At 71.2% G+C, this 26,779-nt stretch carries 21 protein-coding genes; 5 read left to right on the top strand and 16 right to left on the bottom strand.

All coding sequences use genetic code 11. The features are described from left to right. Positions 1-115: 115 nt before the first annotated feature. Both B6G06_RS01545 and dacB read right to left on the bottom strand, forming a co-directional pair. Positions 116-1,381, bottom strand: a complete 1,266-nt coding sequence (locus B6G06_RS01545; RefSeq protein ID WP_164505178.1) for a zinc-dependent metalloprotease — start codon at positions 1,379-1,381, stop codon at positions 116-118. An 89-nt stretch (positions 1,382-1,470) separates the two neighbouring features. Continuing rightward, on the bottom strand, positions 1,471-2,871 hold the full coding sequence (gene dacB, locus B6G06_RS01540; protein ID WP_081172131.1) for a D-alanyl-D-alanine carboxypeptidase/D-alanyl-D-alanine endopeptidase: 1,401 nt from the start codon (positions 2,869-2,871) through the stop codon (positions 1,471-1,473). Positions 2,872-3,077: 206 nt separating this feature from the next. Here dacB and B6G06_RS01535 point away from each other — a divergent pair, with 206 nt between their 5' ends. Beyond that, positions 3,078-3,569, top strand: coding sequence for an inorganic diphosphatase (locus B6G06_RS01535; protein ID WP_080462585.1), 492 nt, complete (start codon positions 3,078-3,080; stop codon positions 3,567-3,569). A 115-nt stretch (positions 3,570-3,684) separates the two neighbouring features. Here the strand turns inward: B6G06_RS01535 and B6G06_RS01530 are convergent, their stop codons facing one another. Further along, positions 3,685-5,052 carry a C40 family peptidase gene (locus B6G06_RS01530; RefSeq protein WP_125898937.1) on the bottom strand — a complete coding sequence of 456 codons (1,368 nt, stop codon included), beginning with the start codon at positions 5,050-5,052 and terminating at the stop codon, positions 3,685-3,687. A gap of 492 nt (positions 5,053-5,544) precedes the next feature. Between B6G06_RS01530 and B6G06_RS01525 the strand changes: the two genes are divergently transcribed. The 3 genes from B6G06_RS01525 to B6G06_RS01515 all read left to right on the top strand — a co-directional run bounded on the left by B6G06_RS01525 (position 5,545) and on the right by B6G06_RS01515 (position 9,439). After that, a complete protein-coding gene (locus B6G06_RS01525) occupies positions 5,545-6,885 on the top strand; it encodes an O-acetylhomoserine aminocarboxypropyltransferase/cysteine synthase family protein (RefSeq protein ID WP_081170616.1) in 1,341 nt (446 codons plus the stop codon). Positions 6,886-6,913: 28 nt separating this feature from the next. Then, positions 6,914-8,173, top strand: coding sequence for a homoserine O-acetyltransferase MetX (gene metX, locus B6G06_RS01520; protein ID WP_081170614.1), 1,260 nt, complete (start codon positions 6,914-6,916; stop codon positions 8,171-8,173). Positions 8,174-8,377: 204 nt separating this feature from the next. Then, entirely contained in the window at positions 8,378-9,439 is a 1,062-nt protein-coding gene (locus B6G06_RS01515) for an alpha/beta hydrolase (protein ID WP_081170612.1), read from the top strand. 52 nt (positions 9,440-9,491) lie between these two features. Here the strand turns inward: B6G06_RS01515 and B6G06_RS10605 are convergent, their stop codons facing one another. From B6G06_RS10605 to B6G06_RS01500, 4 genes are all read right to left on the bottom strand, one after another. Continuing rightward, positions 9,492-10,199: a zinc transporter gene (locus tag B6G06_RS10605; protein WP_164505177.1), complete on the bottom strand. Its 708-nt coding sequence runs from the start codon at positions 10,197-10,199 to the stop codon at positions 9,492-9,494. Positions 10,200-10,330: 131 nt separating this feature from the next. Further along, a complete protein-coding gene (locus B6G06_RS10170; protein ID WP_164505176.1) occupies positions 10,331-11,062 on the bottom strand; it encodes a DUF6318 family protein in 732 nt (243 codons plus the stop codon). 265 nt (positions 11,063-11,327) lie between these two features. Next, positions 11,328-12,281: a hypothetical protein gene (locus tag B6G06_RS01505; RefSeq protein WP_229657986.1), complete on the bottom strand. Its 954-nt coding sequence runs from the start codon at positions 12,279-12,281 to the stop codon at positions 11,328-11,330. After that, the gene (locus B6G06_RS01500) at positions 12,278-12,952 is read right to left on the bottom strand and encodes a histidine phosphatase family protein (protein WP_080463520.1); all 675 of its coding nucleotides are present in this window, start codon (positions 12,950-12,952) and stop codon (positions 12,278-12,280) included. The genes B6G06_RS01505 and B6G06_RS01500 overlap by 4 nt, the downstream gene beginning before the upstream one ends. A gap of 88 nt (positions 12,953-13,040) precedes the next feature. Between B6G06_RS01500 and dapD the strand changes: the two genes are divergently transcribed. Next, the gene (gene dapD / locus B6G06_RS01495; protein WP_080463521.1) at positions 13,041-14,012 is read left to right on the top strand and encodes a 2,3,4,5-tetrahydropyridine-2,6-dicarboxylate N-succinyltransferase; all 972 of its coding nucleotides are present in this window, start codon (positions 13,041-13,043) and stop codon (positions 14,010-14,012) included. Between the two features lie 129 nt (positions 14,013-14,141). On the opposite strand, the gene B6G06_RS01490 is transcribed toward dapD, so the two are convergent. The 9 genes from B6G06_RS01490 to B6G06_RS01450 all read right to left on the bottom strand — a co-directional run bounded on the left by B6G06_RS01490 (position 14,142) and on the right by B6G06_RS01450 (position 26,685). Continuing rightward, a complete protein-coding gene (locus tag B6G06_RS01490; RefSeq protein ID WP_080463522.1) occupies positions 14,142-15,563 on the bottom strand; it encodes a citrate synthase in 1,422 nt (473 codons plus the stop codon). A 160-nt stretch (positions 15,564-15,723) separates the two neighbouring features. Further along, positions 15,724-16,728, bottom strand: a complete 1,005-nt coding sequence (locus tag B6G06_RS01485) for a carboxylesterase family protein (protein ID WP_081170609.1) — start codon at positions 16,726-16,728, stop codon at positions 15,724-15,726. A 139-nt stretch (positions 16,729-16,867) separates the two neighbouring features. Further along, positions 16,868-18,076, bottom strand: coding sequence for a succinyldiaminopimelate transaminase (gene dapC / locus B6G06_RS01480; protein WP_080463524.1), 1,209 nt, complete (start codon positions 18,074-18,076; stop codon positions 16,868-16,870). Between the two features lie 137 nt (positions 18,077-18,213). Continuing rightward, positions 18,214-18,567, bottom strand: a complete 354-nt coding sequence (gene fdxA / locus B6G06_RS01475; RefSeq protein WP_017178949.1) for a ferredoxin — start codon at positions 18,565-18,567, stop codon at positions 18,214-18,216. Positions 18,568-18,975: 408 nt separating this feature from the next. Beyond that, entirely contained in the window at positions 18,976-22,038 is a 3,063-nt protein-coding gene (locus tag B6G06_RS01470) for a VanW family protein (protein WP_081170607.1), read from the bottom strand. 27 nt (positions 22,039-22,065) lie between these two features. Beyond that, positions 22,066-23,988, bottom strand: a complete 1,923-nt coding sequence (gene typA / locus B6G06_RS01465) for a translational GTPase TypA (protein ID WP_080463526.1) — start codon at positions 23,986-23,988, stop codon at positions 22,066-22,068. 152 nt (positions 23,989-24,140) lie between these two features. After that, complete coding sequence (locus tag B6G06_RS01460) at positions 24,141-24,839, bottom strand: PH domain-containing protein (RefSeq protein WP_080463527.1); 699 nt, start codon at positions 24,837-24,839, stop codon at positions 24,141-24,143. 117 nt (positions 24,840-24,956) lie between these two features. Further along, a complete protein-coding gene (locus B6G06_RS01455; protein ID WP_081170605.1) occupies positions 24,957-25,964 on the bottom strand; it encodes an LLM class flavin-dependent oxidoreductase in 1,008 nt (335 codons plus the stop codon). A 151-nt stretch (positions 25,965-26,115) separates the two neighbouring features. Beyond that, the gene (locus tag B6G06_RS01450) at positions 26,116-26,685 is read right to left on the bottom strand and encodes a biotin transporter BioY (RefSeq protein ID WP_081170604.1); all 570 of its coding nucleotides are present in this window, start codon (positions 26,683-26,685) and stop codon (positions 26,116-26,118) included. Positions 26,686-26,779 lie beyond the last annotated feature (94 nt).

Genomic DNA, 26,779 nt, shown 5'->3' with positions numbered 1-26,779 from the left:
CGCCCGGGACGGGGCGACGGCGCAGACCAAGCCTGCCAGATCTGCGCGCCGCGGCGTCGGCCCCGGACGCCCCTTCGCCGCCGACCCGTGACCATCCGGCTGGTCGGCGGGGTGATCAGGCGCCCTCGAGCGCGGAGCAGGGCCCGCCCCAGCGCCCCCGCCCGGGATCCGCTCGGATCCAGCCGGGCCCGTGGGTGCGATGAGGACCTCCCTCGACACGCTCCAGCCAGGCCTCGGGACTGCCCAGCTCGGCCGCCGTCGGCAGGGCCCACGGCGACGCCCAGGCGCGGTTGAGGCCCTCGTGGCCTGCTCTCCCGACGACGGCCCGCGCGAACCGCGCCGCCCGCGCGCTGTGGAGGAGCCGCCCACTGGCGAGGCCGGCGAAGGGGCCTCGTCCATGGTCCTGTCCGATCCCCCGCCCCTGCCCGGAAGACGGCGCGGGGTCGGCCTCGAGCACCGCCCGGAGCATGTGCGCCGAGGGGATCCGCGCGGGGGTGACACCGTCGAGAGCGGCCCGGGCGTGCCCCTCCAGGAACGCGAGGGTGGCGCGCAGCTCCGCCAACCCCGCCGGCCCGGACCGCCCGGCCGGCCCTGCGGCCTCGTCGATGCCCGTAGTCCCCGTCTCCCCCGGCTTGGCGGCCCTGACCACCGCGGCGATCCCCGCCAGGCGCCCGCCCCGGGGCAGGGCCTCAATGACGGCTCCCAGCGCTTCGCGCGCCCGCGCCACCAAGTGGTCGGCGAGCCAGGGCGCGGCGGCGAGCTGGACGGCGTGAACGGTCTCATGCATCGCCACCCAGGTGGCCAGGTCTGCGAGATCGAGGCCGTGGCGGCGTTGGAGGGCGAGCACATTGGGGGCGACGAGGAGGAGTCGCGGCCGCTCGGCGCCCGGACCTCCCATACGGGCCTTGGCCGCCGGGCCCGCACCGTCAGTGCCGCCAGTGCCGCCAGTGCCGCCAGTGCCTTCGGTACCGTCAGTGCCGTCGGCGGCACCGGCGCCACCGACCTCAGCCGCGGCCGGGATCGCGGGCAGCACCTGCCCCAGCAATCGCGTCGAGAGGGCCCCGAGGGCGGTGCCCGCCTCCCATGCGGCGGCCCGGCGAGCCACGGGACCGGCAGGGGGCGCGGGAACACCGTCGAGGAGCGGGGCCAGGAACCCGGCAGTAGCCCGCACGAGGCCCGCGCGGTCCACAACGAGCACCTGCGCTGTGGCGGCTTCCCGGGCCGCGCAGGCCAGGCCCGTCATCTCGCCGACCCGCTCCGGGCCCTGCGCCGCGCCGCGCCGCAGCAGCTCCACCACGGCGCCTCGGGCGGCATGGGGCGCCCGGGGCCCGGCGGCCGGGATCATGGCCCGGGCGGCGGCATCCACGCGGCTCCAGTCCACGAGGCTTCGCGCCGTCGACGGCGCGCCAGAGCGCCTGGGCTCGCCCGAAGTCCTGGCAGGCTCGTGCCGCGCCCGCGGCCCCGGGGCCATCAGCTGCCCGCCAGGGGCACCACGACATCCTCATCCATCGCGGCACGGGCGCTGGTCAGGCCACCGGAGGGGAATCCGTCGATGATGACGGAGAAGACCAGGAGGCGGCCGTTGGCGGTCACCACGGTCCCGGCGAGGGAGGCCGTCTGGTCCAGCGAGCCGGTCTTGGCGCGCACGGTCCCGGCACCGGTCTGGGAGACGAGACGGTCGTTGAGCGTGCCGTCGAGGGCCGCCACGGGCAGATCGGCGACGAGGGTGCGCCCCGCCGTCCCGCCATCGGGGCCCGCGGCCCGGAGGAGGATATCGGTGAGCAGGCGGGCCGGGATCTTGTTGCCCTTGGCCAGGCCGGAGCAGTCCTTGAGGGCGACGCCCTCGATCGAGAACCCATCGGCCACCAGCTGGGCGGTGACCGCCTCGGTGGCGCCGGCGAAGGTGGTCGGCTTGCCCGTGGCTGCGGCGACGAGCCGGCCCTCGACCTCGGCCATCGCGTTATCCGAGGCCTTGAGGGATACCCCGAGGATGTCCGCCAGCGGCGCGGAGGACACGGAGGCGAGATCGGTGGCACTGTCGGCGGCCCTGCCCCGGGACACGCCCGAGACGGTGATGCCGGCGGCCTGCAGGTGCTTGGAGAAGGCCTGGACGGCGTCGTTGGCGGGGTCGGCGGGATAGGAGCGGGCCGACTCGTGGGCCCGCACGTTGATCATGATCGGCTGGATCGGCGCGACGAAGGACTGATTGCCGTCCTCCCAGTCACTGGACCACTTCTGGTCCTCGGGGAAGAGGGTGTCGTCGAGGGCGACCGCCACGGAGGTGACGCCCTGGGCCTTGAGGCTCTCAGCGGTGGAGCGGGCGAGGTCTCCCAGTCCCGCGCGTCCGATGACGGCGTTCGGGTCGCCCTTATCCTCGGCCATGAGGACGTCCCCGCTGCCGATGAGGGTGACGGTGGGGGTTCCGCCCGAAGCCTCCGAGAGGACGGTGCGGGTGCTCAGCGTGTGGTCCGCCCCGAGAGTGCGCAGCACGGCCCAGGCGGTGAGGAGCTTGTTGGTGGAGGCCGGGGTGAGGGGGGCGCCCTGGCCGGCGCCGGCGATCTGCCGCCCTGTGGCGACGTCGACGACGCTCACGGCGGTGGAGGCGCCGGCGGTGCGGGAGTCGGCGGCGAGGGCGGAGGCGTAGCCGGCCACCGCTTCGGCGTCGGGCATGGGGGCGGAGGAGTCGTAGGGGGCGGCGGTGGCGCCCGCGACGCCGTCGAGCCAGGCCGCGGTGGGGAAGGCCGCGGGGCGGCCCGCGCCGGTGACGGTCAGAGGCCCGGGCACGACGTCGAGGGCGTCGGCGACGCCGTAGTAACCACCGACGACCAGCAGGGTCGCCGCGGTGAGGGCAGCGGTCGTGATGCGGCGCACGGCGCCTCCGATCTGTCGCCAGGTGGGCTGCTCGATCTTGCCGGCGCTTGACAGTCCGCTGGGATGCGGACGGGAGGCACCGTTGTAGTCCACACTAGTGCCATCGTGGCCAGCCCTCCCAGAGCTGCGCCGCCCCGTCCGCAGCCGCGGGGAGTGCCGGGCCCGCCCGGGACTCCAGCGGATCGCACAAGAGTGAGGAGCACAGCGTGGAGTTCGACGTCACCATCGAGATTCCCAAGGGGAACCGGAACAAGTACGAGATCGACCACGAGACCGGCCGCATCCGCCTCGACCGGATGCTCTTCACGTCCACTCGTTACCCGGACGACTACGGCTTCATCGACGAGACCCTCGGCGAGGACGGCGACCCGCTGGACGCGCTCGTCCTCCTGGAGGAGCCCACCTTCCCCGGCTGCGTCATCCGCTGCCGCGCGCTGGGCATGTTCCGCATGCGCGATGAGAAGGGCGGCGACGACAAGGTGCTGTGCGTGCCCGCGGCGGACCAACGCGCGTCCTGGCGCACGGATATCGAGGACGTCAGCGAGTTCCACCGCCTGGAGATCCAGCACTTCTTCGAGGTGTACAAGGACCTGGAGCCGGGCAAGAGCGTGGAGGGCGCCCACTGGGTGGGGCGCGACGAGGCCGAGGCCGAGATCCGCCGCTCCTACGAGCGCGAGCAGCAGCACCGCGGCCACTGACACCGATCCACTCCTCCTATAACCGAGACCGGTCGAAAATAGGATCGAGACCGGTTCAGCGTGGCCACCGCAGCCATACCGAACCGGTCTCGCGTCTGTTTTCGACCGGTCTCGCTCAGAAGCGGACGACGTAGGGCATGACGCCTGAGTAGCGCATGCCTGTCACGCGCACGGGGACGCCAAAGGTCGGGGCCTCGATCATCTGGTCGTCTCCGAGGTAGATCGCCACGTGGTAGATCCCCGACTGCGTCCCGTCCGAGGACCAGAACACGAGGTCGCCGGGCCGGGCCTCATCAATGGGCACATGGGTCCCCTCGCCGTACTGCACCCGCGAGGAGTGCGTGAGATAGACGCCCGCCGCCTGGTAGGACAGCATCACCAAGCCCGAGCAGTCGACGCCGCCGTAGCTCTCACCACCCCAGACGTAAGGCACACCGAGGAAGGTGTACGAGGTGTCGATCGCCGTCTGGGCGATGTCGATGGCGGCGGCCGGCGCAGGCTCGGGAGCCGGCTCAGGGGCCGGCTCAGGCTCGGGAGCGGGCTCGGGGGCCGACTCGGGAGCGGGCTCGGGGGCCTCCTCAGCGGTCTCCGGCGCGGCCTCGGTCGTGGTCGGCGCGGCCTCGGTGGTGGCGGGCGTCGTCGTCGCCTCGGAGGTCGGGGTCGCTGAAGGGGACTGAGAGGGCGATGCGCCGGGCGTCGGCGGCGCGGTCGGCGCGGGGGATGTCGAGGCCTGGGCCCGCTTCTCCTCCTCGGCCTTGCGCGCGGCCTCCTCCGCGGCGGTCTTGGCAGCCGCCTCCTCGCGCGCCTGGCGCTCGGACTCGAGGCGGTCCTGGTACTGGGTCTCCAGTTCAACGGTGGTGTTGCGCTGCGTGGCGAGTTGGGAGATGAGGGTCTCCCGCGTGGACTTCGCGTCGGAGAGGGCCGTGGAGGCCTTGCTCACCTCGGCATCGGCCGTGGCCTTGAGATTCTTGGCATTGGTGGCGGCAGTCTCCTTCTCGGCCACCTTGGCCTGGGCGATGCTCTGCATGTTCTCGGCCACTGCCTGGTTCGCCTCGAAGTTCTGCAGCTCAGCGCTTCGGTTCTCGCCCACGCGGGTCAGCGCCACCGAGGTGTCGGTCGCGTCGGCAAGCGACTCGGAGGACAGGTAGGGGGTCAGGGCGTCAAGGGGGTTGCCGCCGTCCTGGTAGGTCTCGACGACGGTGGCGCCGAGGCTGGAGCGGGCGGTCTCGGTGGCCGCGGCGGCCTCATCGGCCGCGGTCTGGGCGTCGGCCGCAGCGGTGGTGGCGGTCTTCAACTCCGCGGCGGCCTCGAGGTAGTCCTCATTGGCGGAGGCGGCTTTGATCTGCGAGGCCTGAAGGTCGGACTTGAGTTGGGCGAGCTGCACCTCGAGGTCGGCGATCGACGACGACGTCTGGCTCTCCGCCTTCTTCGCCTCGTCGATGTTGTCCTGGTCGACGGTGTCGGCGAGGGCGCTGGGAACCATTGCGACGGCCAGAGCGGTAGCGGCGGCGAAGACGCGTGCCGCTCGGAACGAACGGTGTCTAGGGCTCACGGATCCTCCAGGGTCTGACATTCCGATGCCATGGGTCGCACGGCGATACACCAGAAACATTAGCCATCACACGCCCCCTTGAGAACAGTGACCACTGATTTCACATCGGTCACATCCTCCCCACTCATCCCACAAACCCCGGAATCCCGCAGATCGAACACCCTCCCCCACAACCCAGTGACCTCCCTCACAACCGCACATCGTGATCACGCTGTGACCAGGCTCAGACCGCGGCACTCCCGCGATCCGGACGCGCTTGCGCGCCGCACCACCGCCGTGGCACCTTTCGAGCCATGTCCTGCCGCCTCACCCGCCGAATGCATCACTGACGCGCACGCCGCCGCGCCGCCGTCGGCCCACGTGCGCGTCCCCGCCCCACGAGGGCAAGAGCAGACACGCACCGGCACCCGTGAAGGACCCCCGATGAGTAACGCAGCGACCACCCCCGACACCCTCGCCTCCTGGCGGTTCGAAACCCTCCAGGTCCAGGCCGGCCACACCCCCGACTCCGACACCGGCGCCCGCGCGCTGCCGGTCTACCAGACCTCCTCCTTCGTCTTCCCCAGCGCCACCGAGGCGGCCGACCGCTTCTCCCTGGCCTCACTCGGTCCCATCTACACGCGCCTGGACAACCCGACGAACGCCGCCGTCGCCCAGCGGATCTGCGCCCTGCACGGCGGCACCGGCGCCCACCTCGTGGCCTCGGGCAGCGCCGCCACCACGCTGACGATCCTCACCCTGGGCGGCGCGGGCTCGAGCCTCGTCGCCTCGCCGTCGCTCTACGGCGGCACCGTCAACCTGCTGACCGCCGCGCTTCCCCGCCTCGGGATCACCACCCGGTTCGTCGAGGATCCCTCCGACGCCGCCGCTTGGGAGGCGCTGGCCGATGAGACCACCGTGTGCTTCCTCGGCGAGTCCATCCCCAACCCCAAGGGCGACATCCTCGACATCGAGCCCATCGCCGCGGCCGCGCACCGCGTGGGGGTGCCGCTCGTCGTCGACAACACGGTGGCCTCCCCGTTCCTCACCCGGCCCTTCGAGTGGGGGGCGGATATCGTCGTCGAATCCGCCACGAAGTTCCTGGGCGGGCACGGCTCCTCGATCGCCGGCGTCATCGTCGACGGCGGGAGCTTCGACTACGCCGCCCACGCCGAGCGCTTCCCCGGCTTCAACGAGCCCGATCCGTCCTACAACGGCATCGTCTTCGCCCGCGACCTGGGAGTCGGCTCGCCACTGGGTAACGCGGCCTTCGTCCTCAAGGCGCACACGCAGGGCCAGCGCGATCTCGGATTCGCCGCGAGCCCGCTCAACGCCTTCCTCATCGCCCAAGGGGTGGAGACGCTCTCGCTGCGCATGGAGCGGCATGTGGACAACGCCCTGGCCGTGGCCCGCCATCTGGAGTCCCACCCCGCGGTGAGCCAGGTGCGCTACTCCGGCCTGCCATCCAGCCCCTACTACGAGCTGCACCGCAAGTACTGCCCGCGCGGCGCCGGATCGATCCTCACCTTCGACCTCGCCGGTGGCCGAGAGGCCGGGAGCATCTTCATCGACGCCCTCCAGCTGTTCTCCAACGTCGCCAATATCGGGGACGTGCGCTCCCTGGCCATCCACCCGGCGACGACGACGCATTCGCAGCTCGACGACGCCGGCCTGGCGGCCGCGGGGATCAGCGCGGGGACGGTGCGCCTGAGCATCGGCATCGAGCACATCGACGACATCATCGCCGACCTCGACCGCGGCCTGGCGGTCCTGGGCCCGCGCTGAGCGCCGGCCCCGCCCCGAGGAGAGCGCCATGAGTCAGTCGGCACCGCCCGGCCCCGGCCGGCCCGACCCCGCCCTTCCGTCTCCCGGCCGGCCCAAGTCCACCTCGTCGGAGCCCGTCACGGCCGGTGTGGGGACGGCCGCCTCCAAACTCGTCGACCGCGCGGCGGGTTCCCCCACCGGCGCCTGGCGCACCGGGGACGATCCGGGCCACCGCCGCTTCCTGGAGATCGGGGATCTGCCCCTGGAGTCCGGGGAGACCCTGCCGAACACGGTTCTGGCCTTCGAGACCTGGGGGGAGCTGAGCGAGGCGCGCGACAATGCCGTCCTCGTCCTGCATGCCCTGACCGGGGACTCCCACGTCACCGGCGAGCCCGGCCCCGGGCACCCCACCCCCGGCTGGTGGGACAGTCTCGTGGGGCCGGGGCGGGCGATCGACACCGAGCGGTACTTCGTCGTCGCCGCCAATATCCTCGGCGGCTGCCAGGGCTCTACCGGGCCCTCCTCATTGGCGCCGGACGGGCGCCCCTGGGGGTCGCGCTTCCCGTGGCTGACCACTCGCGACGCCGTAGCCGCCGAGGCCCGCCTCGCCGACGCCCTGGGGATCGAGGTCTTCCACCTGGTCGTGGGCGCCTCGTTGGGCGGGCACCGCGCCATCGAGTGGGGAGTGGGGTATCCCGAGCGGGTGCGCAACCTCGCACTCGTGGCCACCGGTGCCTCGACGACGGCGGATCAGCTCGCCTGGTGCCACCTCCAGGAGCTCGCCATCGTGGGCGATCCCTACTTCTTCGACGGCGACTACTACTCCCACCCGGTGGGGCCGGTGCGCGGGCTGGCGCTGGCGCGGGCGATCGCGCACACCACCTACCGAAGCGCCGCCGAGCTCGACGCCCGCTTCGGGCGGGCGCACCAGGGCGCGGAGGATCCCGCCGTCGGCGGGCGCTACCAGGTGGAGTCCTACCTCGATCATCACTCGGGCAAGCTCCTGGCCAGATTCGACGCCAACACCTACCTCATCGTCACCCACTCGATGATGGTCCATGACGTCGGCACGGGGCGCGGCGGGATCCCGGCGGCCCTGGCGGGGGTGACGGCCCGCGCGCTGGTGGTCGACGTGTCCTCCGATCGGCTCTTCCCCACCTGGCAGGCCGATGAGCTCTCCGAGGGCATCCCGGGCGCACGGCGCGCGACCATCGACTCTCTTCACGGGCATGATGGCTTCCTCATCGAGGCAGATCAGATGAACGCCGTGCTGCGCGACTTCCTTGAGGGCGCCGAGCCGGGGAGTTGATAACGACGGAGTATCCGGGAACCGGCTCTCACAGGCCGCGTCTTCGGCTAAGTTCATCTCATGAGCCAATGCCTATCCAACGCCGGATCCGGAGGCGCGGCACCCGGTCGCAACGACATCGTCCGCCTGGTCGCCCCTGCCCGCAGGGGCGAAATTGATCCCCATCGACGGTGAAGAGGTCATGCTCCACGCGGCAGGCCCGACATGACCGGGACCGGGGCGGCTCCTCTCGACGACTGGGGCCCTGACCACCTCGGCCCCGGATTCCAGGCCCGCACCCTGGAACTGCTGCCGGACGAGGAGGCCGACGGCGCCGTCGCCACCCTGGTGCGGCATGTGCCTGCGGAGGATCCCGACGCCCTGCCGGGCACGCCCACGACTCCCTCGTTCGCCTGGCTCTACCTGCACGGGTGGAACGACTACTTCTTCCACACGCACCTGGCGCGGGAGATCTCCCGGCTGGGCGGGGCCTTCTACGCCCTCGACCTGCGCCGCTACGGGCGCTCCTTGCGCAAGGGGCAGATGCTCGGCTGGACGATGTCACTCGACGACTACGATGAGGAGATCGGCCGGGCCCTCAGCATCATCCGGGCCGAGCGCGGGGAGGGGATCGACGTCGTCGGCTATGGGCACTCCACGGGCGGGCTCGTGGCCTCCCTGTGGGCGGATCGCCACCCGGGGGCGCTGCGGGCGCTCATCCTGGCCTCCCCATGGCTGGAGATCCGGGGAGCAGCGCCGGTCAGGCTCCTCGGTCGGCCGGTGCTGCGCGCGCTGGCGCGCCGCGATCCGCGCCGGCCCCTGCCGACGCCGAGCCTGCCCGCCGAGAAGCGCTTCCGCGTCACCGATAGCTGGGACGAGCGCGACGGCGAGCCGGATCCCGCGTGGGCGGACGACCCGTGGGTGCGCGGCTGGCAGATCAACGACGAGTGGATCCACCGGCCCGGCGCGCCGATCCGGCCCGGATGGCTGCGGGCGATCCTCGCCGGCCAGGCCCGGGTGGCGGCAGGGCTCGATATCCGCTGCCCGGTGCTGTCGATGGGGTCGGCGCGCTCGCGCCTGGGGGCGACGTGGACACCGGACTCACGCCGAACGGATACGGTGACCGACGTCGACGCGATGGCCCGGCGCGCCGTCGCCCTGGGGCCGCTCGTCACCGTGGCGCGCTTCGACGGCGCCATGCACGACCTCATCCTCTCCGCGCCCCCCGTGCGCGAGCAGGTGCTGGGCGCCATGCGCCGCTGGATGACCGCCTACGTCCTGCGCTGACCTCCCGTCCTCCCCCTTCGCCGAGGTCGGTTGTTGTTGGGGGTGGGGTGGGTTAGTGGTTGTGGTGGTGTTGGGTGTCGTTGGTGAGGTAGGGGGTGAGGCGGTGGATGGTTAGGGGTGGGGTGGTTTGGGTGGTGGTGATGTAGCCGGTGATGGGTTTCCAGTTGGTGGTGTTGGTGGGTTTGTATCGTGCGGTCCAGGTGGTGGTCAGGGTGATGGTGGTGTTGTTGTTGGTGGTGGTGTATTGGTGGGTGATGGTGTGGTTGGGGTAGGGGTGTCCGGGGTCGGTGGTGGTTGTGGTGGTGTTGTCTCCCCAGTTCCAGGTGTAGGTGGTGGGGGTGGCTTCGATGTCGATGGTGGTGTTGGCTATGGTGGTGGTTAGTGTGCGGGTGGCGGGGTTGGTGTGGGCGATCAGGGACATGTGGAGCAAGATGGTGTTCCCGGGTGGTGGTTGTAGGGTGATGCCTGAGCCGTCGACGATGAGGGTGGCTATGTCGTGGGCGGTGACGATCAGTGGTGGCGGTGTCGTGGTGGCCGGGTCGGGTGCGGGTGCTGTGGGGCGTGTGGGGGTTGGTTGGAAGCGGCATGCACCGGTGTCGTTGCCTTGGGGGTCCTGCCCATCGCAGATGAAATCGCCTTCGATGGGCGCGCTCTGGGGTTGGGCGGCCGAGACCACCACCTGCCCCCCACCCCCGCCGGTCTCACTGTCCGACGAAGAGGGGTCTCCTCGAACAATCACCTCCTCGTATACCGATGACATCAGGGTGACTTCATTTCCGGACGCTCTACCGTCGTATTGCAGGTCCCCGTCTTCCGGGGGATGACCGCCGTGCGGCGCCGTGAGAGGTGAGGAACAAATTATTAAGACGGCCGCTAGGCTTGTGTGCAACATCATTTTACTGACACCTCTCCGATATGCCATATGCCATCATAGTGTCGCAAGATCATAAACAGCTCCGACTCTTCTGTTTCATTTTCAACCAACTCGCCGCGGCGATTTATCATCGTTGATTCTTCTAGTATTACAGTGAGTCTAATTCCGCAGTATTCTTTTCCTTTTCCTGGGGTGATGTATTCGATGTTTGTGATTTTTTGGGTCCAGGGGTTGGCCCATCCTCCGTCTTTGTGGAGTTTGGTGGCGTCGTCGATGGTGGATCGGCAGAAGACGCAGCCTTCTTCGCTCATGGCTGCTAGGTCGGTGGTGTCGCCGGTGACGAAGGCATGCCGGTACAGGGTGAAGAAGTATGCCACTGAGCTAGCGGCGCCTTGTTGGGTGTTCTCGGTGGCTTCGGTGGGTTTGACTGGTTTGGGTGCGGCCAGGGCGGTGGCGCGTTGGGCTTGTAGTTCGGGGCTGAGCGAGGCCGGCGCGCTGGTGGTTGGTGCCGCAGTGGTGGTGGTTGGTGCCGTGGTGGTGGTGAGGTGGGTGGGTGGGGTTCCACCGGTCTCAGGCGGGGCGGGGGTCTTGGCGCAGGCCGCCAACAGCCCCGACGCCAGGGCGCCGCACGCCAGCAGGACCAGGGCGATACAGCGGCGGACGTCGCTGGGACGGCGGCGGCGCCATCGAGGCTCTGCGACGCCGGTGGTGCGGATCGGTGAGTGGGAGGATGCGGGTGCGGGGGTCATGGGCTCTGGGACCTTCCGGCCAAGGAGGAACGGACATGGACCAGGGTGGTGCTTCGAGGCCCCAGGTCGGCCCCAACGACAGCAGCATCGCCGTCGAACCCCAACCCTAAAACCCCACCCACCCCCACCACCAGAGCCCACCACCAACCTGTGGAAAACCCCCACCCACCCCACCCAGCAACCAACAACCAACCCCACCCCTCACAACAACCGGTCTCACCCCTCACAACAACCGGTCTCACCCCTCACAACAACCGGTCTCGATTCAAGGGAGAGAGGGCGCATCCGGGTTCGGAGTGAAGCAGGGCCAGGTGGAGGTATCCACGGGGTAGCCGTTCGCCGCCGCGTGATCAAGCCAGCCCTGCGGCAGCCAGGTGCGGCCCACCACCTGCGGATGCTCGGGCATGTACAGCACCGACCACAGAATGAGGATGAGCTCGGCCCATTGGCCGCGCAGCTTCCAGCGCGCGGTGCCCTTGGCATTGCTCGCCGCCATGATGATCTCGCCCGGGCCGGTGGAGGCCACCTCCTGCACCTCGTGATAACCCACCGGCATGATGCCCTCACCCGTTCCGATATAGATGCCGTGCGTGGACACGGTCACGCGGGCGTTGGCCAGGTGGCGCCATTTCTCGACGGCGTCCGCCGCGGCGGCGCGGCGCCTCCTCTTGTTGACCACGGCCTGCCCGCCGAAGAACGCGGCGGTCAGTGCCAGCCCCACTGGCCCGCCCGCGAGGAAGAATCCCCTGGACGGGTTGTAGGTGGCATCGCCGCGCCGCCACATGAGCAGCTCGGCATCACAGCTGGCCAGCATGCACTCCCCCGATCCGAAGGAACTGCGCACGGGGTCGATGATCGGCGAGACGGGGTTGGGGCGGCGCCCGGCGCGAGCGGCGGTGAGAACGGCAGCGGTGTTCCACCACACGAAGTCCTGCCCAGTCCAGCTCGGCTGGGCGGTGGCCCTCTCCGCCGCGAGGCGCTCCGAGGCGGCCCGGGCCTCGCGGGCGTCGACGATGTCGAAGATCTCGCGGACCTTGATGGTGACGGCCTCGTCATTCTTCGACGGCCGACGGATGAGTCCCCTCTTCGGCCGAGCCACCGGGGCGCCGGCGGCATCGGGCTCGCTCGGCGCGCTATCGGGGCGCGCCTCGGCGCCATCCCCGGGATCGCCCCCCGCTTGCTTCTCCGCCTTCTCCTTCTGCGTCTTCTGAGAGGTCACGCTGCTCCCTTCTCACTGGCGGCGGAGGTTCCGGGAACCATGTCCTCGGCCACATGCAGGAGCTCGCCCGCGGGCTCCCAGTAGTCCACGCCCACAAGCGTCCCGCCGTCGAAGGCGAGGGAGGTCAGCGAGGCGAGCGCGCACTGGCGGCGCCGGGGATCGTGCGCCAGGGGACGCCCCTCCACCCAGAGCCGCGTGGCCCACACGGGCAGCTGGTGGGAGACGAGCAGCGCCTCGCGCCCGCGCGCGAGGGGCAGCGCGGAGCGGATGGCCCCGCTCATGCGGGTCACGAGCTCGGCGTAGGGCTCGCCCCAGGACGGGCGCAGGGGGTTGGTGTAGTACGGCCAGTGGCGCGGATGCGCCAGCACCCAGCGATTGCGGTTGACGGCGACCCCCTCGAAGTGGTTGCCGGCCTCGATGAGGCGCTCGTCCGTCGTCGCCTCCAGCCCGTAGGCCCGCGCGGTGGGGGCACCGGTCTCGACGGCGCGCTCCAGGGGGGAGGTGATGACGGCGGCGATGTCGTGATCGGTCGAGCGCAGGACCTCCGCGACGCGCTCCGCCATGCGCCGGCCGAGCGCGGAGAGGTGGTAGCCGGGCATGCGCCCGTAGAGGACCGCCTCGGGGTTGTGGACCTCGCCGTGTCGCATGAGGTGGATCGTGGTGCGCTCCATGGATGCGATTGTGCCACCCTGGCGCGCCCGGCCCGGATACCGGGAGAGTCGGGCCGTGTCGGGGCTCCTCTCCCGTAGGGTTAGGGCCATGACAACGCGAAGCGCCTGGGGCCTCGGCTTGGCCACCGTCACCGACGACGGCTCCACCCTCGACGTCTGGTACCCGCGACCGGTCCTCGGCGATGAGCCGGCCGACGGCCACTCTGATCTACTCGCCACGCTCAGCGCGATGGAGACCAAGGACGAGGCGCGCGGCGTCCACACCACGGTGGTGCGCACCTGGGCGGATCTCGACGACGCCCCGCGGACCGTCGCCGGCTCCTATCTGCGCCTCCATGTGCTCTCACACCGCTTGGCCGAGCCGAACACGGTGAACCTGGACGGCATCTTCTCCCGCCTGCCCACTGTGGTGTGGACGGCGGCGGGTCCCTGCGCCGCGGAGGGCTTCGAGGCGACCCGCATGCGCCTGCGCCGGGCCCTGGGCCGTCCGGTCCACGTGCATTCCGTGGATAAGTTCCCGCGGATGGTGGACTACGTGGTGCCCACGGGCGTGAGGATCGCCGACGGCGCCCGCGTGCGCCTGGGCGCGTACCTGTCCGAGGGCACATCTGTCCTGGCATCGGGCTTCGTCAACTACAACGCCGGCACCCTGGGCCGCTCCGTGGTGGAGGGGCGCGTCTCGCAGGGAGTGCTCATCGGCGACGGCTCCGATATCGGCGGTGGCGCCTCCACGATGGGGATGCTCGCCGACGGCGGACTGAAGCGCGTGAGCATCGGCGAGCGCTGCCTGCTGGGCGCCAACTCGGGCCTGGGCATCCCCCTGGGCGACGATTGCGTCGTGGAGGCCGGTCTGTACATCACCGCCGGAACGAGGGTGTCGGTGATGCCGTCCGGCGGCGTCGTCCCCGGCGGGCACGGCCTGTTCCGAGAGCCGCGCGTGGTGGCGGCCCGTGAGCTCGCCGGCGCCTCGAACGTCCTGTTCCGCCGCAACTCGCAGTCCGGCGCCGTCGAGGCCCTTCCCCGCGGCGGCAAGAGCATCGAGCTCGGCGCCGCGCGCTAGCCGCCCCCCCCCGCCCTCAGCCGCAGCGGGTATCAGAGCGAGCGCACCCGAACAGAAAGGGGCTCCGCGGGCTCATCGCCATGGCCTCGGGCCGGATTGGACGGCAGGCCCGAGGCCGGGAGGACCGACTCACACCTTGGTGACGTGGTCGAGCGCGCGCTCGCCCGAACGGGTGGCGGGATAGACGGCATCGGAGTGCTTACGGCGGTGGATGGCCACATAGTGCCGCTCGGTGGCACCGGTGTAGACCTGGCGAGGACGACCGATGCGCTTGGCGGGATCGGAGATCATCTCGCGGTACTGGGCGATCCACCCGGGCAGGCGCCCCAGGGCGAACAGGGGGGTGAACATCTTCGTGGGGAAGCCCATCGCCTGGTAGATGAGGCCCGTGTAGAAGTCCACGTTCGGGTAGAGGCGGCGTGAGACGAAGTACTCGTCGTTCAGGGCCGTCTCCTCCAGCTCCATGGCGATCTGGAGCATCCGATCACCGGAGTCGCTGCCCAGGCGGGTGAGCACGTCATGAGCGGTGGCCTTGACGATGGCGGCGCGCGGGTCGTAGTTCTTGTAGACCCGGTGGCCGAAGCCCATGAGCCGCACGCCGTCCTCCTTGTTCTTCACCTTGCGGACGAACTCGGCGGTGCTCATGCCCGAGGCCTGGATCGTGTCGAGCATCCGCAGGACGGCCTCGTTCGCACCGCCGTGCAGCGGACCGGACAGGGCCCCCACGCCCGCGGCCACGGAGGCGTACATGTTGGCGTCCGCCGAGCCGACGAGCCGCACCGTGGAGGTGGAGCAGTTCTGCTCGTGGTCGGCGTGAAGAATGAGGAGCATGTCCAGGGCCCTCACGATCGCGGGGTCGATCTCGTAGGACTGGTAGGGCATCCCGAAGGTCAGGCGCAGGAAGTCCTCCACGTATCCGCACTTGGGATCCGGGTAGACCAGGGGCAGGCCGATGGCCCGTCGGGCGATGTAGCTGATCATCGTCGGCATCTTGCTCAGCAGCAGGACGGTCGCGAGCTCCCGCTCGTAGGGGTCGTGCGGGTTGAGGGTGTCCTCGTAGTAGGTGGCCAGACCGGAGATACCCGCCTGAAGGATCGCCATGGGATGACCGGAGGAGGGGAAAGCGGTGAAGAAGCTGCGGAAGTCCTCATGGAGGAGGCGGTGACGGGCGATGCGCCGCTCGAAGCGCTCGAAGGTCTCGGCGTCGGGGAGCTCACCGTTGATAAGCAGGAAGGCGACCTCCAGGAAGGAGGAGGACTTGGCCAGCTCCTCGATGGGGTAGCCGCAGTAGCGCAGGATGCCGGCGTCGCCGTCGATGTAGGTGATCCCGGAGGTGCACGACGCCGTGTTCGTGAACCCCGGGTCGAGAGTGACCATGCCGGTGGACGCGAGGAGCCTGCCCACGCCCAGCCCGTCGGAGCCCTCGGTGGCGTAGGCGCGCGGGAGCTCCAAGCGGCGGTCCTCGATGGTGAGGATGCCGACGGCATCGCTGTCGTTGAGGGACCGCGGCTCGGCGGCGGGCGCGCTCGTGGTGGGGCTGGTATCGGTCATATCGCTCTCCTCACTGTTCGGCGCTCCGCGCGGGCGGTCGCCTCGAGCCGGTGGGCCCGGGTCCCCCGGGTCCGACTCACTGTAGCGATCGCGCCGTCACCTGCGCGTCACCTCTTAGGACGTGCCGGTCCGACGGCGTCGCCCGGAGACAGGCAGTCGCTCAGGAGGTTTGCGCCAGCAGCCACTGGCGCAAACCCGTGAGCCGGTACGCCGGCTCGAAGGACGCCATGTGCTCCATGCCGGTCCCCGGGTTCGCCTCCATGACAGTGCCCGCGGTGAAGGAGGAGAACAGGCGCGGCCGGCCGGATGAGACGAGCTCGGACACCGCGGCGTCCAGCTCGGCGGGGGTCGCGGTCGCATCCCATGTCTCGCCCGCCTGAGCATAGGGGATTGCGTCGGCATCGAGCATGGCGCGAACCTCCTGCTGCCCCGCGAGCGCCCGCTCGTCCCCACCGGCGACGTGGTACGCCCATGTCGCCTCCTTCAGCCCTGCGAGCTGGGAGATGTCCCACTGCCCGTCGACGAAGAGGCAAGCGGTGAACAGCGCTGGGTCCGTGGCCTGGAGCAGCAGGTGGATCATTGCTCCCATGGACTGGCCGGTGCCGTAGACGCGCGAGGAGTCCACGGCGTAGCGCTCCTGGAGCCAAGGCACGAACCTCTGCGTCACGCCGATCCAGTCGGTCGTCGTGTACCCGCCGTGGTCGTCGAGGACCACCTCGGGGTAGCAGGGGACGACAACGATGCTCGCCGCTCGCGCCTGGGTGGTCTCGTGCGCCCAGATGAGCGCCCCGTACTGGCTGAGCGGGGCGGCGACATCATCGCCCACACGCGAGGAGTCGGCGATGAAGGTGATCAGCGGATACGAGCCGGTCCTGTCGTACCCCTCGGGCAGGAAGACATTGAACGGCAAGGAGAGGCCGGTCCGCTCGTCCTCGTAGGAGGACTGGGAGAAGGAGGCCGTCAGAGGGATCAGCTCGTCGAGCGTCGGTACCGCGGCCGACCCCGCCGTGCCCGCCGCGGGCGCGCTGGGGGAGTCGTCCGCGGCGGTGGAGGAGGTCGTGCCCACCCGACCGCAGGCGGTGAGGGCGCAGGCCCCGAGCGCACTGGCGGCGAGAAGGCGGCGCCGTGTGAGCGCGATGGAATGGTACGGAGCGATGTGTGTCATGGCATGAGCATGAGACCTGGAAATGGATGCGCACAATGTGCGCGCTGTGCGCGTCCTGTGAAGCACGATGGGGTCCCCGATGCACTGCTGAGCACGGATTCAGTCCAGTCGCCCCATCGCAGGCGAGCACTGGGGCGCCTCAGCGCCGGAACAGATCAGTGGAGCGCAGGCGCTCGCAGGCGGCCGCCACGCGCTCGTCGGTGCCGGTCAGGCTCATACGCACCCGCCCGGCTCCCGCCTCCCCGTAGAAGTCGCCCGGGGCGACGACGATCCCGAGTTCGGCGAAGGCACCGACGAGCTCGTAGGCGCTCCGGGCGGCGGCGCCCTCGGGCAGGCCGAGCCACAGGTAGAGGCCCGCCACGGATGCGGGATCGCCCACGAGACCGGCGGCAGCCGTCGCCTCGACGAGCGCGTCGCGACGGGCGCGGTAGACCTCGCGCTGGGCACTCACGTGCTCGTCGTCGCCCAGGGCGGCGGCCATGGCGGCCTGGATGGGGGCGGGCGGGATCATCCCGGTGTGCTTGCGGATCTCGGTGACGACGCCCACGAGCGCCGGGTCCCCGGCGAGCAGGGCGGCGCGGTAGCCGGCGAGGTTGGACTGCTTGGACAGGGAGTAGAGGGCGAGCAGCCCGGTCATGTCCCCGCCCGTGGCACGGGGATCGAGGAGGCTGGGGATGGGCTCGGCATCCCAGGGGGCCTCCCAGCCGAGTTCGGCGTAGCACTCATCGGAGGCGACGACAGCGCCGCGCTCGCGCGCCCAAGCGATGATCCGCGCCAGTTGGTCGACATCGAGCACGTGGCCGTCGGGGTTGCCGGGGCTGTTGAGCCAGATCATGGCGATGGGACGCTCGGGGGTGCCCGCGCCGTCGGGGAGGTCCCAGGTGGCGGGATCGGCGTCGGTGTCGACGGGGATGGGCGCGGCCCCGGCGATGCGGGCCCCGACGTCGTAGGTGGGGTAGGCGGCGCGGGGGTGGAGGAGGAGGTCGCCGGGGCGCGCGCCAAGCTGGAGGGGCAGGAGCGCGACGGACTCCTTGGAGCCGATCGTGGGGATGACGTGGGCGTCGGTCAGGCCGGTAACGCCGCGGCGGCGGGCGGCCCAGTCGATGATGGCGGCGCGCAGGGCGGAGGTGCCGATGGCGGCCGGGTAGCCGGGGGCGTTGGCGGCGGCGGCGAGGGCCTCGCGGGCGATGGCGGGGGTGCCGTCCACGGGGGTGCCGACGGCGAGGTCGACGACGCCGCCGGGATGCTCGGCCGCTCGGGCCCGGTAGGGGGCGAGGGTGTCCCAGGGGAAGTCCGGGAGGGCGAGCGGGCGGGGCAGGGCGCGGGGCCGGTCCGTGGAGGCGTTCACCCCCGCATTGTCCTCCAACCCTCAGCGAGTTCGTGCTTTTGGCGACGAGTCCTTGGCCCTTCCCGCCGAACCCGTGGCCAGAAGCACGAAGTTGACGATGGCCGCGCGGCGCGGGCGCCGGTGAGGGCGGGCCCGTCTCAGTCGAGGCCGTGCTCGGCGCGGTACTCCTCGTTCTGCGGGGGCAGGGCGGCGATCATGGGGTCGTCGTAGTCCAGGGCACCGGTCTTCTGGGCGCCGCCGGGCGAGCCGAGGCCGCGCAGCTCGAAGAAGTCGATGTTGGCGCGGGTGTAGTCCGCCCACTCCTCGGGAACGTCGTCCTCGTAGAAGATCGCCTCCGTGGGGCATACGGGCTCGCAGGCGCCGCAGTCCACGCACTCGTCGGCGTTGATGTACAGGCTCCGCTCGCCCTCGTAGATGCAGTCCACCGGGCACTCGTCGACGCAGGCACGGTCCTTGACATCCACGCACGGCTGGGCGATGACGTAGGTCATGACGGAGTTCCTCTCGACTAGGGCCCGGCGCCGCCCGTCGGCAGCGTCCGATCAAGGGCAAGTATTGTCCCGCTCGGAGCGAATCCCCAAGACGACCGCATGGTGGCGGCGAGCACGTCCGCACGGGCATCCAGCACCGCGTCCGGTCGCCTCCATCCGACGGCACTGCCGTCGGGCCGCCCACCGGACTCCCCCCAACACGCCCGGGCACCGCACGACGGAGCCCGAAATCGCACAGAATCGCCTCCTACCAGACCACATAAGACCCATATGGCCGACAGCCCCCATGCACCAAGACAACCTATTGGCGCTGTTCAACAGCATATTGGCATCGTTGTCGGGATGGTTGCTCGGAATCAGACCATGCCACGCCACCGTCGCGCCATGCCTCGCGGTGCGGCGGTTCGACTAGTCCTGTCGGCCGAAGTCCGCTTTGGCATCGGGTGCCGGCTGGGCCGCCACCGTCGACTGGGGCGCGGGGTCATCGACGGTGGGCGCCGCCTGCGCCTGAGGCTCCACGGGGGCAGCCTCGGCCGGGGGCGCCGGGTCGGCGGCCGCTGCGGAGTCGGACGGCGCCTGCTGGCCCTGGGCGCCCGTCTGGGAGGAGCCCCCGGAGCTCCGGGGTTGCCCAGCCCGCTCGGCCGACGGCTGCGCGCCGCCCCCACCGGAGCAGGTCACGGCGTGGTCGGGGTCGTAGGTGGTGCGCAGGACATCCTCGGTGACGGTGCCGTCCGGCGCCGTGCGACTGCGAGTCACCGTGATGGAGAAGCCTCCCTCTCCCCCGCCGTAGGGCTCGCAGCCCGGACCGGAGCGGTTGACGGTGCCGATGGGGGTGTAGCCCTCCTTCTCACCGGAGACGATCGAGACGTCGTAGTAATGCGTCGACCACAGGCGCACGTGCACCTCTCCGTCCACCACCCATGCCTGGATGAGCGCAGGGTAGGGGGTCGAGTTGGTGAATTTGACGTCCTTCTCCGGCGACCACAGGGTGGCCTCGCGACCCGCCGGGTAGCGCTCGAACCAGTAGGAGTGAGGATGGTGCTCGACATCGTCCATCCCGGCCTCGTATCCGGCGTTGAACACGGTGGTGCCGATCTGGGAGAGCCCGCCCCCGAAGGCCTCGGTGTGGACCCCGTTGAGGATGACACCAGAGGAGGTGAAACCGTGCTCGGCGTCCACGGGCTCCAGGGAGTTGTTCGTGGAGAAGGTGGCCCCCGGCATGATGATCTCGCCGTTGATCGCGGCGGCCCCGGCGACGAGGTTCTGGGTGCGCGCGGCGTCCTCGTAGTAGGGGGTGGCGTACTCGCCGACGATCTCCTTGATACCCCAGTCGTCCTGGGATGTGGTGGAGCTGGGAGCGGATTCGGCCATCGGGAGGATGACCTCGCGCTGGGAGGCGTCGGTCTGGGCGCTGCCGGTGGCGATGATCGCCGTTGACAGCGCGGTGGTGTCGATGGCCAGACCCGCGACGGGCGCCACGTACTGCGGCGCGGCGTCGGCGCGGCCCTCAATGGTCCACCCGGACTCGACAGCGGCCCTCTCGATCTGGGACCCCATCGCCCCGATCACCGCCTTGCGCAGCGCATCGGGATCGAGGGCGGCGGAGATCTCGCCAGTCTCGGAGCTGATGCTCAGCATGGAGGCGAGCCGCTGGGGGCTCAGAGTGAGGGCCCCTGTGGCGGGAGCAGCCGTCATCGCCCCATCCGCGGTGACCCTCACGGGGGCGGACAGGAGCGGGGCGATGACGCTATCAGCGTAGGACTGGGCCTGCTCATCGGTGACGGCGGGGCTCGTGGTCCCCTCGACGAGGGCGATGGTGGGGGCTCCCAGCGGCCAGTCGGAGGACAGTTCATCGACGGAGGCGGCGACGTCGACACCGATGCCGGCACGGCTCGGCGAGACCACGGGCTTGGTCCCCTCAAGGGAGATCCCGGCGTTGACGGTGCCCGACGAGAGCTCGTCCAAGTGGCTGTTGAGGCTGCGGGTGAGGGCCGACGAGTCCACCGAGGTCGCGGCGGGCACCGAATCCCCGCCGAAGCGGTCGATGATGGTGAGCGGGTTGAGGGTGAAGCCCGTGAGGCGGCCGATGCTGGCCCTGGGGTCCACACTCACGCCGGAGTCGGCGGGCGTGATCTGGGCGGACTTGTCACCGACGGTGACCGTGACCGGGTTCGCCAGGCTCGCGGCGAAGGACCGCTCGACGGCGTTCCTCGCCTCCGACGGGCTCATCCCTCCGACGCTCACACCGCCGACGGTCGAGTCAGCGGCGAGGGCCTGGGTGGTCCAGATCGCCGAGCCGAGCCACGCGGCGGCGACGAGGGCCGCCGCGGCGATCATGAGGCGCCGGGGGTTGCAAGCGGAGCTCTTGGCCAGGGCGAGGAGGATGGCGGCGCGGCCTGTCTCCCCATCCTCCCCGGAACGATCAGCGCTGCCCGCCTCCCCGGTAGCAGCGCCAGCCCCGGATTCCTCCTCCTCGACGGCGATCTCCGGGGTGGCGGTCTCGGGGAGCGTGAGGCTCAGCCGCGCGGCGGCCGCAGCGGCGCCGGCGGCCACCGCCACCGCTGTGGCAGCACCGACGGCGGGATCAGCGGCATCGGGCTCCTGAGGGCCCACGGCAGGCGCCTCCGGCGAGCCCTCCTGCGCGGAGCCGGCGGGGGGATCCTCACCGGCAGGGTCAGCGAGCTCAGCATCCGCGCTGGACGGGGCCCCGCCCCCGGGGCCGGGCTCGCTACCGGGATGGGGCGCGGGCTCATCTCCCTCAGCAGCCGCGACGGCATCACCCGGGGCATCGGAGGGGGCATCGGAGGACGTCTCGACGTCGTCGGCGCCCTCGACCGGCTCCTGCGCATCCCCAGCGCCGGCAACCTCGGGATCGGCAGCCGCTGCGGCAGCCGGGGACTCGTCCTCGGCGGTGCCCGCCTCGGGAACGTCGGCCGCGTCGTCCGGGGTATCGGCACCGGCCGGCAGGGCAGCGGTGCGCGTGGCCGCGGCGACGACGCCCAGGGCGGCGGCAGCGACAGCGGCGTCGGAGACCCCGGCCGGGCCGGTGGGCTCGGCGCTCCCCCCGGTGACCGCCCCCTCGGCCTCACCCGCCTCAGCACCGCCGTCGGCCGCGGTCCCAGTTCCCTCCACCGGCTCCCCAGGGGCAATGGCCCCGGGCAGGACGACGCCGATCCGGTCGGCCGCGGTGGCGATCGCCAGGGCCCTCGCCGCGATGGCGGCGTCGGTCGGCAGCACGAGACCGGGGACCGTGCCCCCGGCCCCGTGGTCGGCGGCAGCCCCATCGACAGGATCGGACCCGGCCTCGGCGGCGTCGGGCGACCCATCCTGCCCGGGCATGGCCTCGGCGGGGGCATCGCCGTCGAGCATCGCCTCACCCTCGGCCCCCTCGGCAGCGTGATCGGGGGTGGCGGCGCGCAGGGCCTCCAGCGCGGCAGTGGCCTCGTCAGGTCTGGTCACAGCATCATTCATGAGGGATCCTCCAGGGAAGGGCGGTCATCAGGACTGGGAACGACGGCGGCGAGCCGCCTCCTTGAACCGCTCCTGGGAATCAAGAATCACCTTGCGGATGCGCACGGCCTCAGGGGTGACCTCCACGCACTCGTCGTCGGCGGCGAACTCGAGGGCCTCCTCGAGGGTGAGCCTGCGGGGCGGCACGAGCCCCTCGAAGGAGTCGGCGGTCGAGGAGCGCATGTTGGTCTGCTGCTTCTCGCGCACGACATTGACATCCATGTCCTCATTACGGGGGTTCTCCCCCACGACCTGTCCCTCGTAGGTCTCCTGCGTGGGCTCCACGAAGAAGGTGCCGCGATCCTGGAGGCGGATGAGGGCGTAAGCGGTGACAGCGCCCGCGCGATCCGAGACGAGGGAGCCCGTGGTGCGCGAAACGATCGTGCCGGCCCAGGGCTCGTAGCCCTCCGCGATGGAGGACGCGATGCCCGTGCCGCGGGTGTCGGTGAGGAACTGGCTGCGGAAGCCGATGAGGCCGCGCGCGGGCACGAGGAACTCCATGCGGATCCAGCCGGTGCCGTGGTTGGTCATCGTCTCCATGCGGCCCTTGCGGGCGGCCATGAGCTGGGTGACGGCGCCCAGGTGCTCCTCGGGGACGTCGATGGTCATGCGCTCCACGGGCTCGTGGCGCTTGCCGTCGATCATGCGGGTGACCACCTGGGGCTTGCCGACGGTGAGCTCGAAACCCTCGCGGCGCATCTGCTCCACCAGGATCGCCAGGGCGAGCTCGCCGCGTCCCTGGACCTCCCAGGCGTCGGGCCGGGAGGTGGGAAGGACGCGCAGGGACACATTGCCGATGAGCTCGCGATCGAGGCGGTCCTTGACCTGGCGGGCCGTGACCTTGGCGCCCTTGCTGCGCCCGGCCATCGGGGAGGTGTTGATCCCGATGGTCATGGAGATGGCGGGATCGTCAACGGTGATGAGGGGCAGCGGGCGGGGGTCATCGGGGTCGACGAGGGACTCGCCGATGGTGATGTCCTCGATGCCCGCGATGGCCACGATGTCACCGGCATGGGCCTCCTCGGCGGGCTTGCGGTCCAGGCCCTCGGTGACCAGCAGCTCGGAGACGCGGGCATTGGCCAGTGTGCCGTCATGACGGGCCCAGGCCACGACCTGCCCCTTGCGGATCGTGCCGTTGTGGATGCGCAGCAGCGCCAGGCGGCCCAGGAACGGGGAGGCGTCCAGGTTGGTGACGTGGGCCTGGAGGGGAGCGCCCTCGTCGTAGGCGGGGCCGGGGATCCGCTCGATGATGGTGCGGAAGAGGGGCTCGAGGTCCTCATTGGCGGGCAGCTCGCCGTCGGCCGGCTGGACGGTATCCGCCCGGCGGGCCTTGGCGGAGGCGTAGATGACGGGCACGTCGAGGACGGCGTCGAGGTCGATGTCGGGATGCTCGTCCGCCAGGTCGGAGGCCAGCGAGAGCAACAGGTCGGTGGACTCCGAGACCACCTCGTCGAGGCGGGAGTCGGGGCGGTCCACCTTGTTGACCACGAGGATGACCGGCAGATTCGCGGCCAGGGCCTTGCGCAGAACGAACCGGGTCTGCGGCAGGGGGCCCTCGGAGGCGTCCACGAGGAGGACGACGCCGTCGACCATCGACAGACCGCGCTCCACCTCGCCGCCGAAGTCGGCGTGGCCGGGGGTGTCGACGACGTTAATGGTGATGCCGTCCGGCAGACCGGCGTCGATCGCGGCGGGGCCCGCGTAATGGACGGCCGTGTTCTTGGCGAGGATCGTGATGCCCTTCTCGCGCTCGAGCTCCCCGGAGTCCATGACCCGCTCGGCGGTGTTCTCCTGCGTGGCTCGGGCGCCGAACGCGCCCGCCTCCCAGAGCATCCCGTCGACAAGGGTGGTCTTGCCATGGTCGACGTGGGCGACGATGGCAACGTTGCGCAGGTCCTGGCGCACGGTCATATGTGGGCTCTTCTTCCGTCTGGGGAGCGCCCGGGGAGGCCGCGGCGTCGGGCCGACACCGCGCGAGGCGCACAGCGGGCCAAGGCTAGTCGCGCGTCCGCCCGGCGCGCCATGGCGAGGGTGACACCGCTCCTGTGCTACCGCTCACGGCTCTACAGCAGGACCAGGGTCCCGGCCACGAGGACGGCGATCGCAGCGATCGATATCACAGCGATCGCCCCCGGGTTGCGCTGGGTGCCGCATTCGAGCGAGGGCGCTGCGGCGGCGGGATCGACCCCCGCGCCAGTCGCCGCAGCGCTCTGAAGACGCGCGCGGTAGGCCTCGATGAGGTCGGCGGCCCGCTCGGCGGTGAGGGCGAGCGCAATGGGGCGCCGAGTGCCGTGGGCGCCCTCGGGAACGCGGTCCCCGCCGCCCAGGAGGAGGGCCTCGGGCCCTCCCTCCTCCGGGCTCTCCCCGACAGCGGCGCGCGAGCGCTCGATCTGCCGGCTCACGCCGATCGACAGCCCGCCCTGGCGGGGCGCCGCGGAGACGGGGACGCGGGCGCCGTCGTCGGTGATGATCTCCAGGCCCCAGCGACCGCCGCAGCTCTGGTAGGCGCCCCAGCCGACGCGGTGGGTGGCCAGGAGGTTGCGCGCGGTCAGGCCGCGCTCGTCGAGGCGCAGCTCGGGCTGCCACCACAGGGCGTAGGCCGCGGCCGTCGCGGCGAGAGCGCAGGCCAGGGAGATGAGGAAGTGCCGGGCGCCGTCGTTGATGCCGATCGTGACCGCGAGCGCGGCCCCGATCCCCGCCACGAGGAGCGTGAGGGGGCGCCCGAACCGGGGGCGGACGATGACTGTGGGAACCGCGAGCATGAGCCCATCCTCCCCTCTATCCTCCCCTCCCCTTTCATCGAGACCGGTCGAAAATAGGAGCGAGACCGGTCCGCGGACCGGTCTCGCTCCTATTTTCGACCGGTCTCGCTCATGGGATCAGGGGCGCCAGGCGGAGGCGAGGAGCTCGTAGGAGCGGCGGCGGGCAGCGGCGTCGTGGATGTACGACAGGACGAGGACCTCCTCCAGGCCCCAGCGCTCCTCGAGTTCGTGCAGGCCGGTGACCACGGTCTCGGGCACCCCCACGAAGGACAGGCGCATCGCCTCCTCAACAGCGCGCTCCCTCCCGGCCGCCAGCGCCCGCCAGTCCTCCGCATCCTCCAGCGGCGGCTCCAACGGGCCCGGGGCGCCGGAGACGAGCCGCGCTGAGGAGGCCATCGCGGTGGAGAAGAGGCGGCGCGCCTCATCTTCGCTGGGCGCGACGGCCGCGTTCACCGCCGCGGCCACGCGCGGGGCCTCGGTGGTGGCCGTCGGTGCGGAGGCGTCGAACACCGACCGGTAGGTGGCCACGGCCGCCTCGGCCTGCGAGGGGGCGAAATGCGAAGCGACGACGAAGGGCAGACCCAGCGCGCCGGCGACCCTCGCCCCGTTGACCGAGGAGCCGAGCACCCAGACGGGCGGGCGGGTCCCCTCCCCCGGGACCGCCCGGACCCGGCTCCCGGGACCCTCCGGCTCGCCGTGACCCAGGTAGCCCAGGATGTCGGTGATGCTCGATGTGAAGGCGGCGGGGTCCGCCGGGCCCCGCCGCAGCGCCTCCGCCGTCATCGTGTCCGTGCCGGGCGCGCGCCCCAGCCCGATCCCGACCCGCCCGGGGTAGATCGTGGCAAGGGTCCCGAACTGCTCGGCGACGACCAGGGGCGAGTGATTGGGGAGCATCGAGCAGCTGGCCACACCGATCCGCTCCGTCGCGGCGAGCACCTGGCCCAGCAGGATCGGCGTGGCCGAGGACAGGTAGAGGGGCGAGGCGTGGTACTCGGTGACCCAGTATCGGGCGTAGCCGGCCCTGTCAGCCACGCGCGCCAACTCGCGCATCTCGATCAGGGCGGAGCCCCGGCCGCGCCCGACGACGGAGGGGACGGGGTCGAGGACGGACAGGTCGGCGCTCATGGCGGAACGATATGGCCCCGGCCGGGAGAATACGTGGGCCAGAAGGCACAGCGCGTCACCTCGCGCGATCCTCCCAAGCCCGGCGGCATGCCGGACACGCGACCGGCCCGGGCGTCGATCACCCGGGCCGGTCGCGGAGTCGGCTCCGCGCTCAGCGGCGCTTGACGGTCACCACCGTCATGAAAGCGGCCTTGAGGACATCGCCGACGAGGAAGGGCGTCAGCCCCAGGGCGACGGCTTTGCCCCAGCCCACCCCAAGGGCGATCTTGAGCCAGATGACCCCGGGGACGAACACGGAGCTCGAGGCGATGAGCATGAGGGCGAAACGGGTGGGAAGGCCGGCGTCCGAGCGGGCGACGCGGCCGGCGAGCCCAGCGGCCAGGGCGTAACCGAGGACATAGCCGAAGGAAGCGGTAACCCCGCTGCTCCAGCCGGCGAGGACGGGCGCGCCGACGGCGGCCAACGCGGCCAGCAGGAGGGAGGAGGCGATGCCGCGCCGGCTGCCGAGTACCGCGCCGACGCCGAGGGCGGCGAGGGAGCCCAGGGTCACCGGGACCGGGGTGAAGGGCAGCGGGAGCGAGATCTGGCCGATAAGGGCGAGGGCCGTGGTGCCGACGCCGATGAGGGCGGTCTCGCGCGCGGCAAGGGCCAAGCGGGATGAGGGGGCAGCAGCGGTCGCAACAGCAGCCGCACCGGTCGCTGGCGAGGTCTTCTTGATCATGGGCCCACGGTATGCGGGCGCTCTCCGAGCGGGATACCCCGGACCCACGCAGCCTCACCCCACCCCGCCTTGTGCGATTCCCACAAGAGGAGCG

It is taken from the genome of Actinomyces gaoshouyii, from assembly GCF_002076915.1.
Taxonomy (GTDB): Bacteria; Actinomycetota; Actinomycetes; order Actinomycetales; family Actinomycetaceae; genus Actinomyces; species Actinomyces gaoshouyii.
Note: the sequence above shows the minus strand (reverse complement) of the source record. Positions and strands in the feature narration are given on the sequence as shown.

Coding starts and splice junctions, on each gene's coding strand:
- B6G06_RS01470 (WP_081170607.1), bottom strand. CDS start 22,038: ATGAATGATGCTGTGACCAGACCTGACGAGGCCACTGCCGCGCTGGAG.
- B6G06_RS10605 (WP_164505177.1), bottom strand. CDS start 10,199: ATGTCATCGGTATACGAGGAGGTGATTGTTCGAGGAGACCCCTCTTCG.
- B6G06_RS01500 (WP_080463520.1), bottom strand. CDS start 12,952: ATGGAGCGCACCACGATCCACCTCATGCGACACGGCGAGGTCCACAAC.
- typA (WP_080463526.1), bottom strand. CDS start 23,988: ATGACCGTGCGCCAGGACCTGCGCAACGTTGCCATCGTCGCCCACGTC.
- B6G06_RS01450 (WP_081170604.1), bottom strand. CDS start 26,685: ATGATCAAGAAGACCTCGCCAGCGACCGGTGCGGCTGCTGTTGCGACC.
- metX (WP_081170614.1), top strand. CDS start 6,914: ATGAGTCAGTCGGCACCGCCCGGCCCCGGCCGGCCCGACCCCGCCCTT.
- B6G06_RS01460 (WP_080463527.1), bottom strand. CDS start 24,839: ATGCTCGCGGTTCCCACAGTCATCGTCCGCCCCCGGTTCGGGCGCCCC.
- B6G06_RS01490 (WP_080463522.1), bottom strand. CDS start 15,563: ATGACCGATACCAGCCCCACCACGAGCGCGCCCGCCGCCGAGCCGCGG.
- B6G06_RS01530 (WP_125898937.1), bottom strand. CDS start 5,052: ATGGTTCCCAGCGCCCTCGCCGACACCGTCGACCAGGACAACATCGAC.
- B6G06_RS01455 (WP_081170605.1), bottom strand. CDS start 25,964: ATGAGCGCCGACCTGTCCGTCCTCGACCCCGTCCCCTCCGTCGTCGGG.
- B6G06_RS01525 (WP_081170616.1), top strand. CDS start 5,545: ATGAGTAACGCAGCGACCACCCCCGACACCCTCGCCTCCTGGCGGTTC.
- B6G06_RS01485 (WP_081170609.1), bottom strand. CDS start 16,728: ATGACACACATCGCTCCGTACCATTCCATCGCGCTCACACGGCGCCGC.
- B6G06_RS10170 (WP_164505176.1), bottom strand. CDS start 11,062: ATGACCCCCGCACCCGCATCCTCCCACTCACCGATCCGCACCACCGGC.
- fdxA (WP_017178949.1), bottom strand. CDS start 18,567: ATGACCTACGTCATCGCCCAGCCGTGCGTGGATGTCAAGGACCGTGCC.
- B6G06_RS01515 (WP_081170612.1), top strand. CDS start 8,378: ATGACCGGGACCGGGGCGGCTCCTCTCGACGACTGGGGCCCTGACCAC.
- dapD (WP_080463521.1), top strand. CDS start 13,041: ATGACAACGCGAAGCGCCTGGGGCCTCGGCTTGGCCACCGTCACCGAC.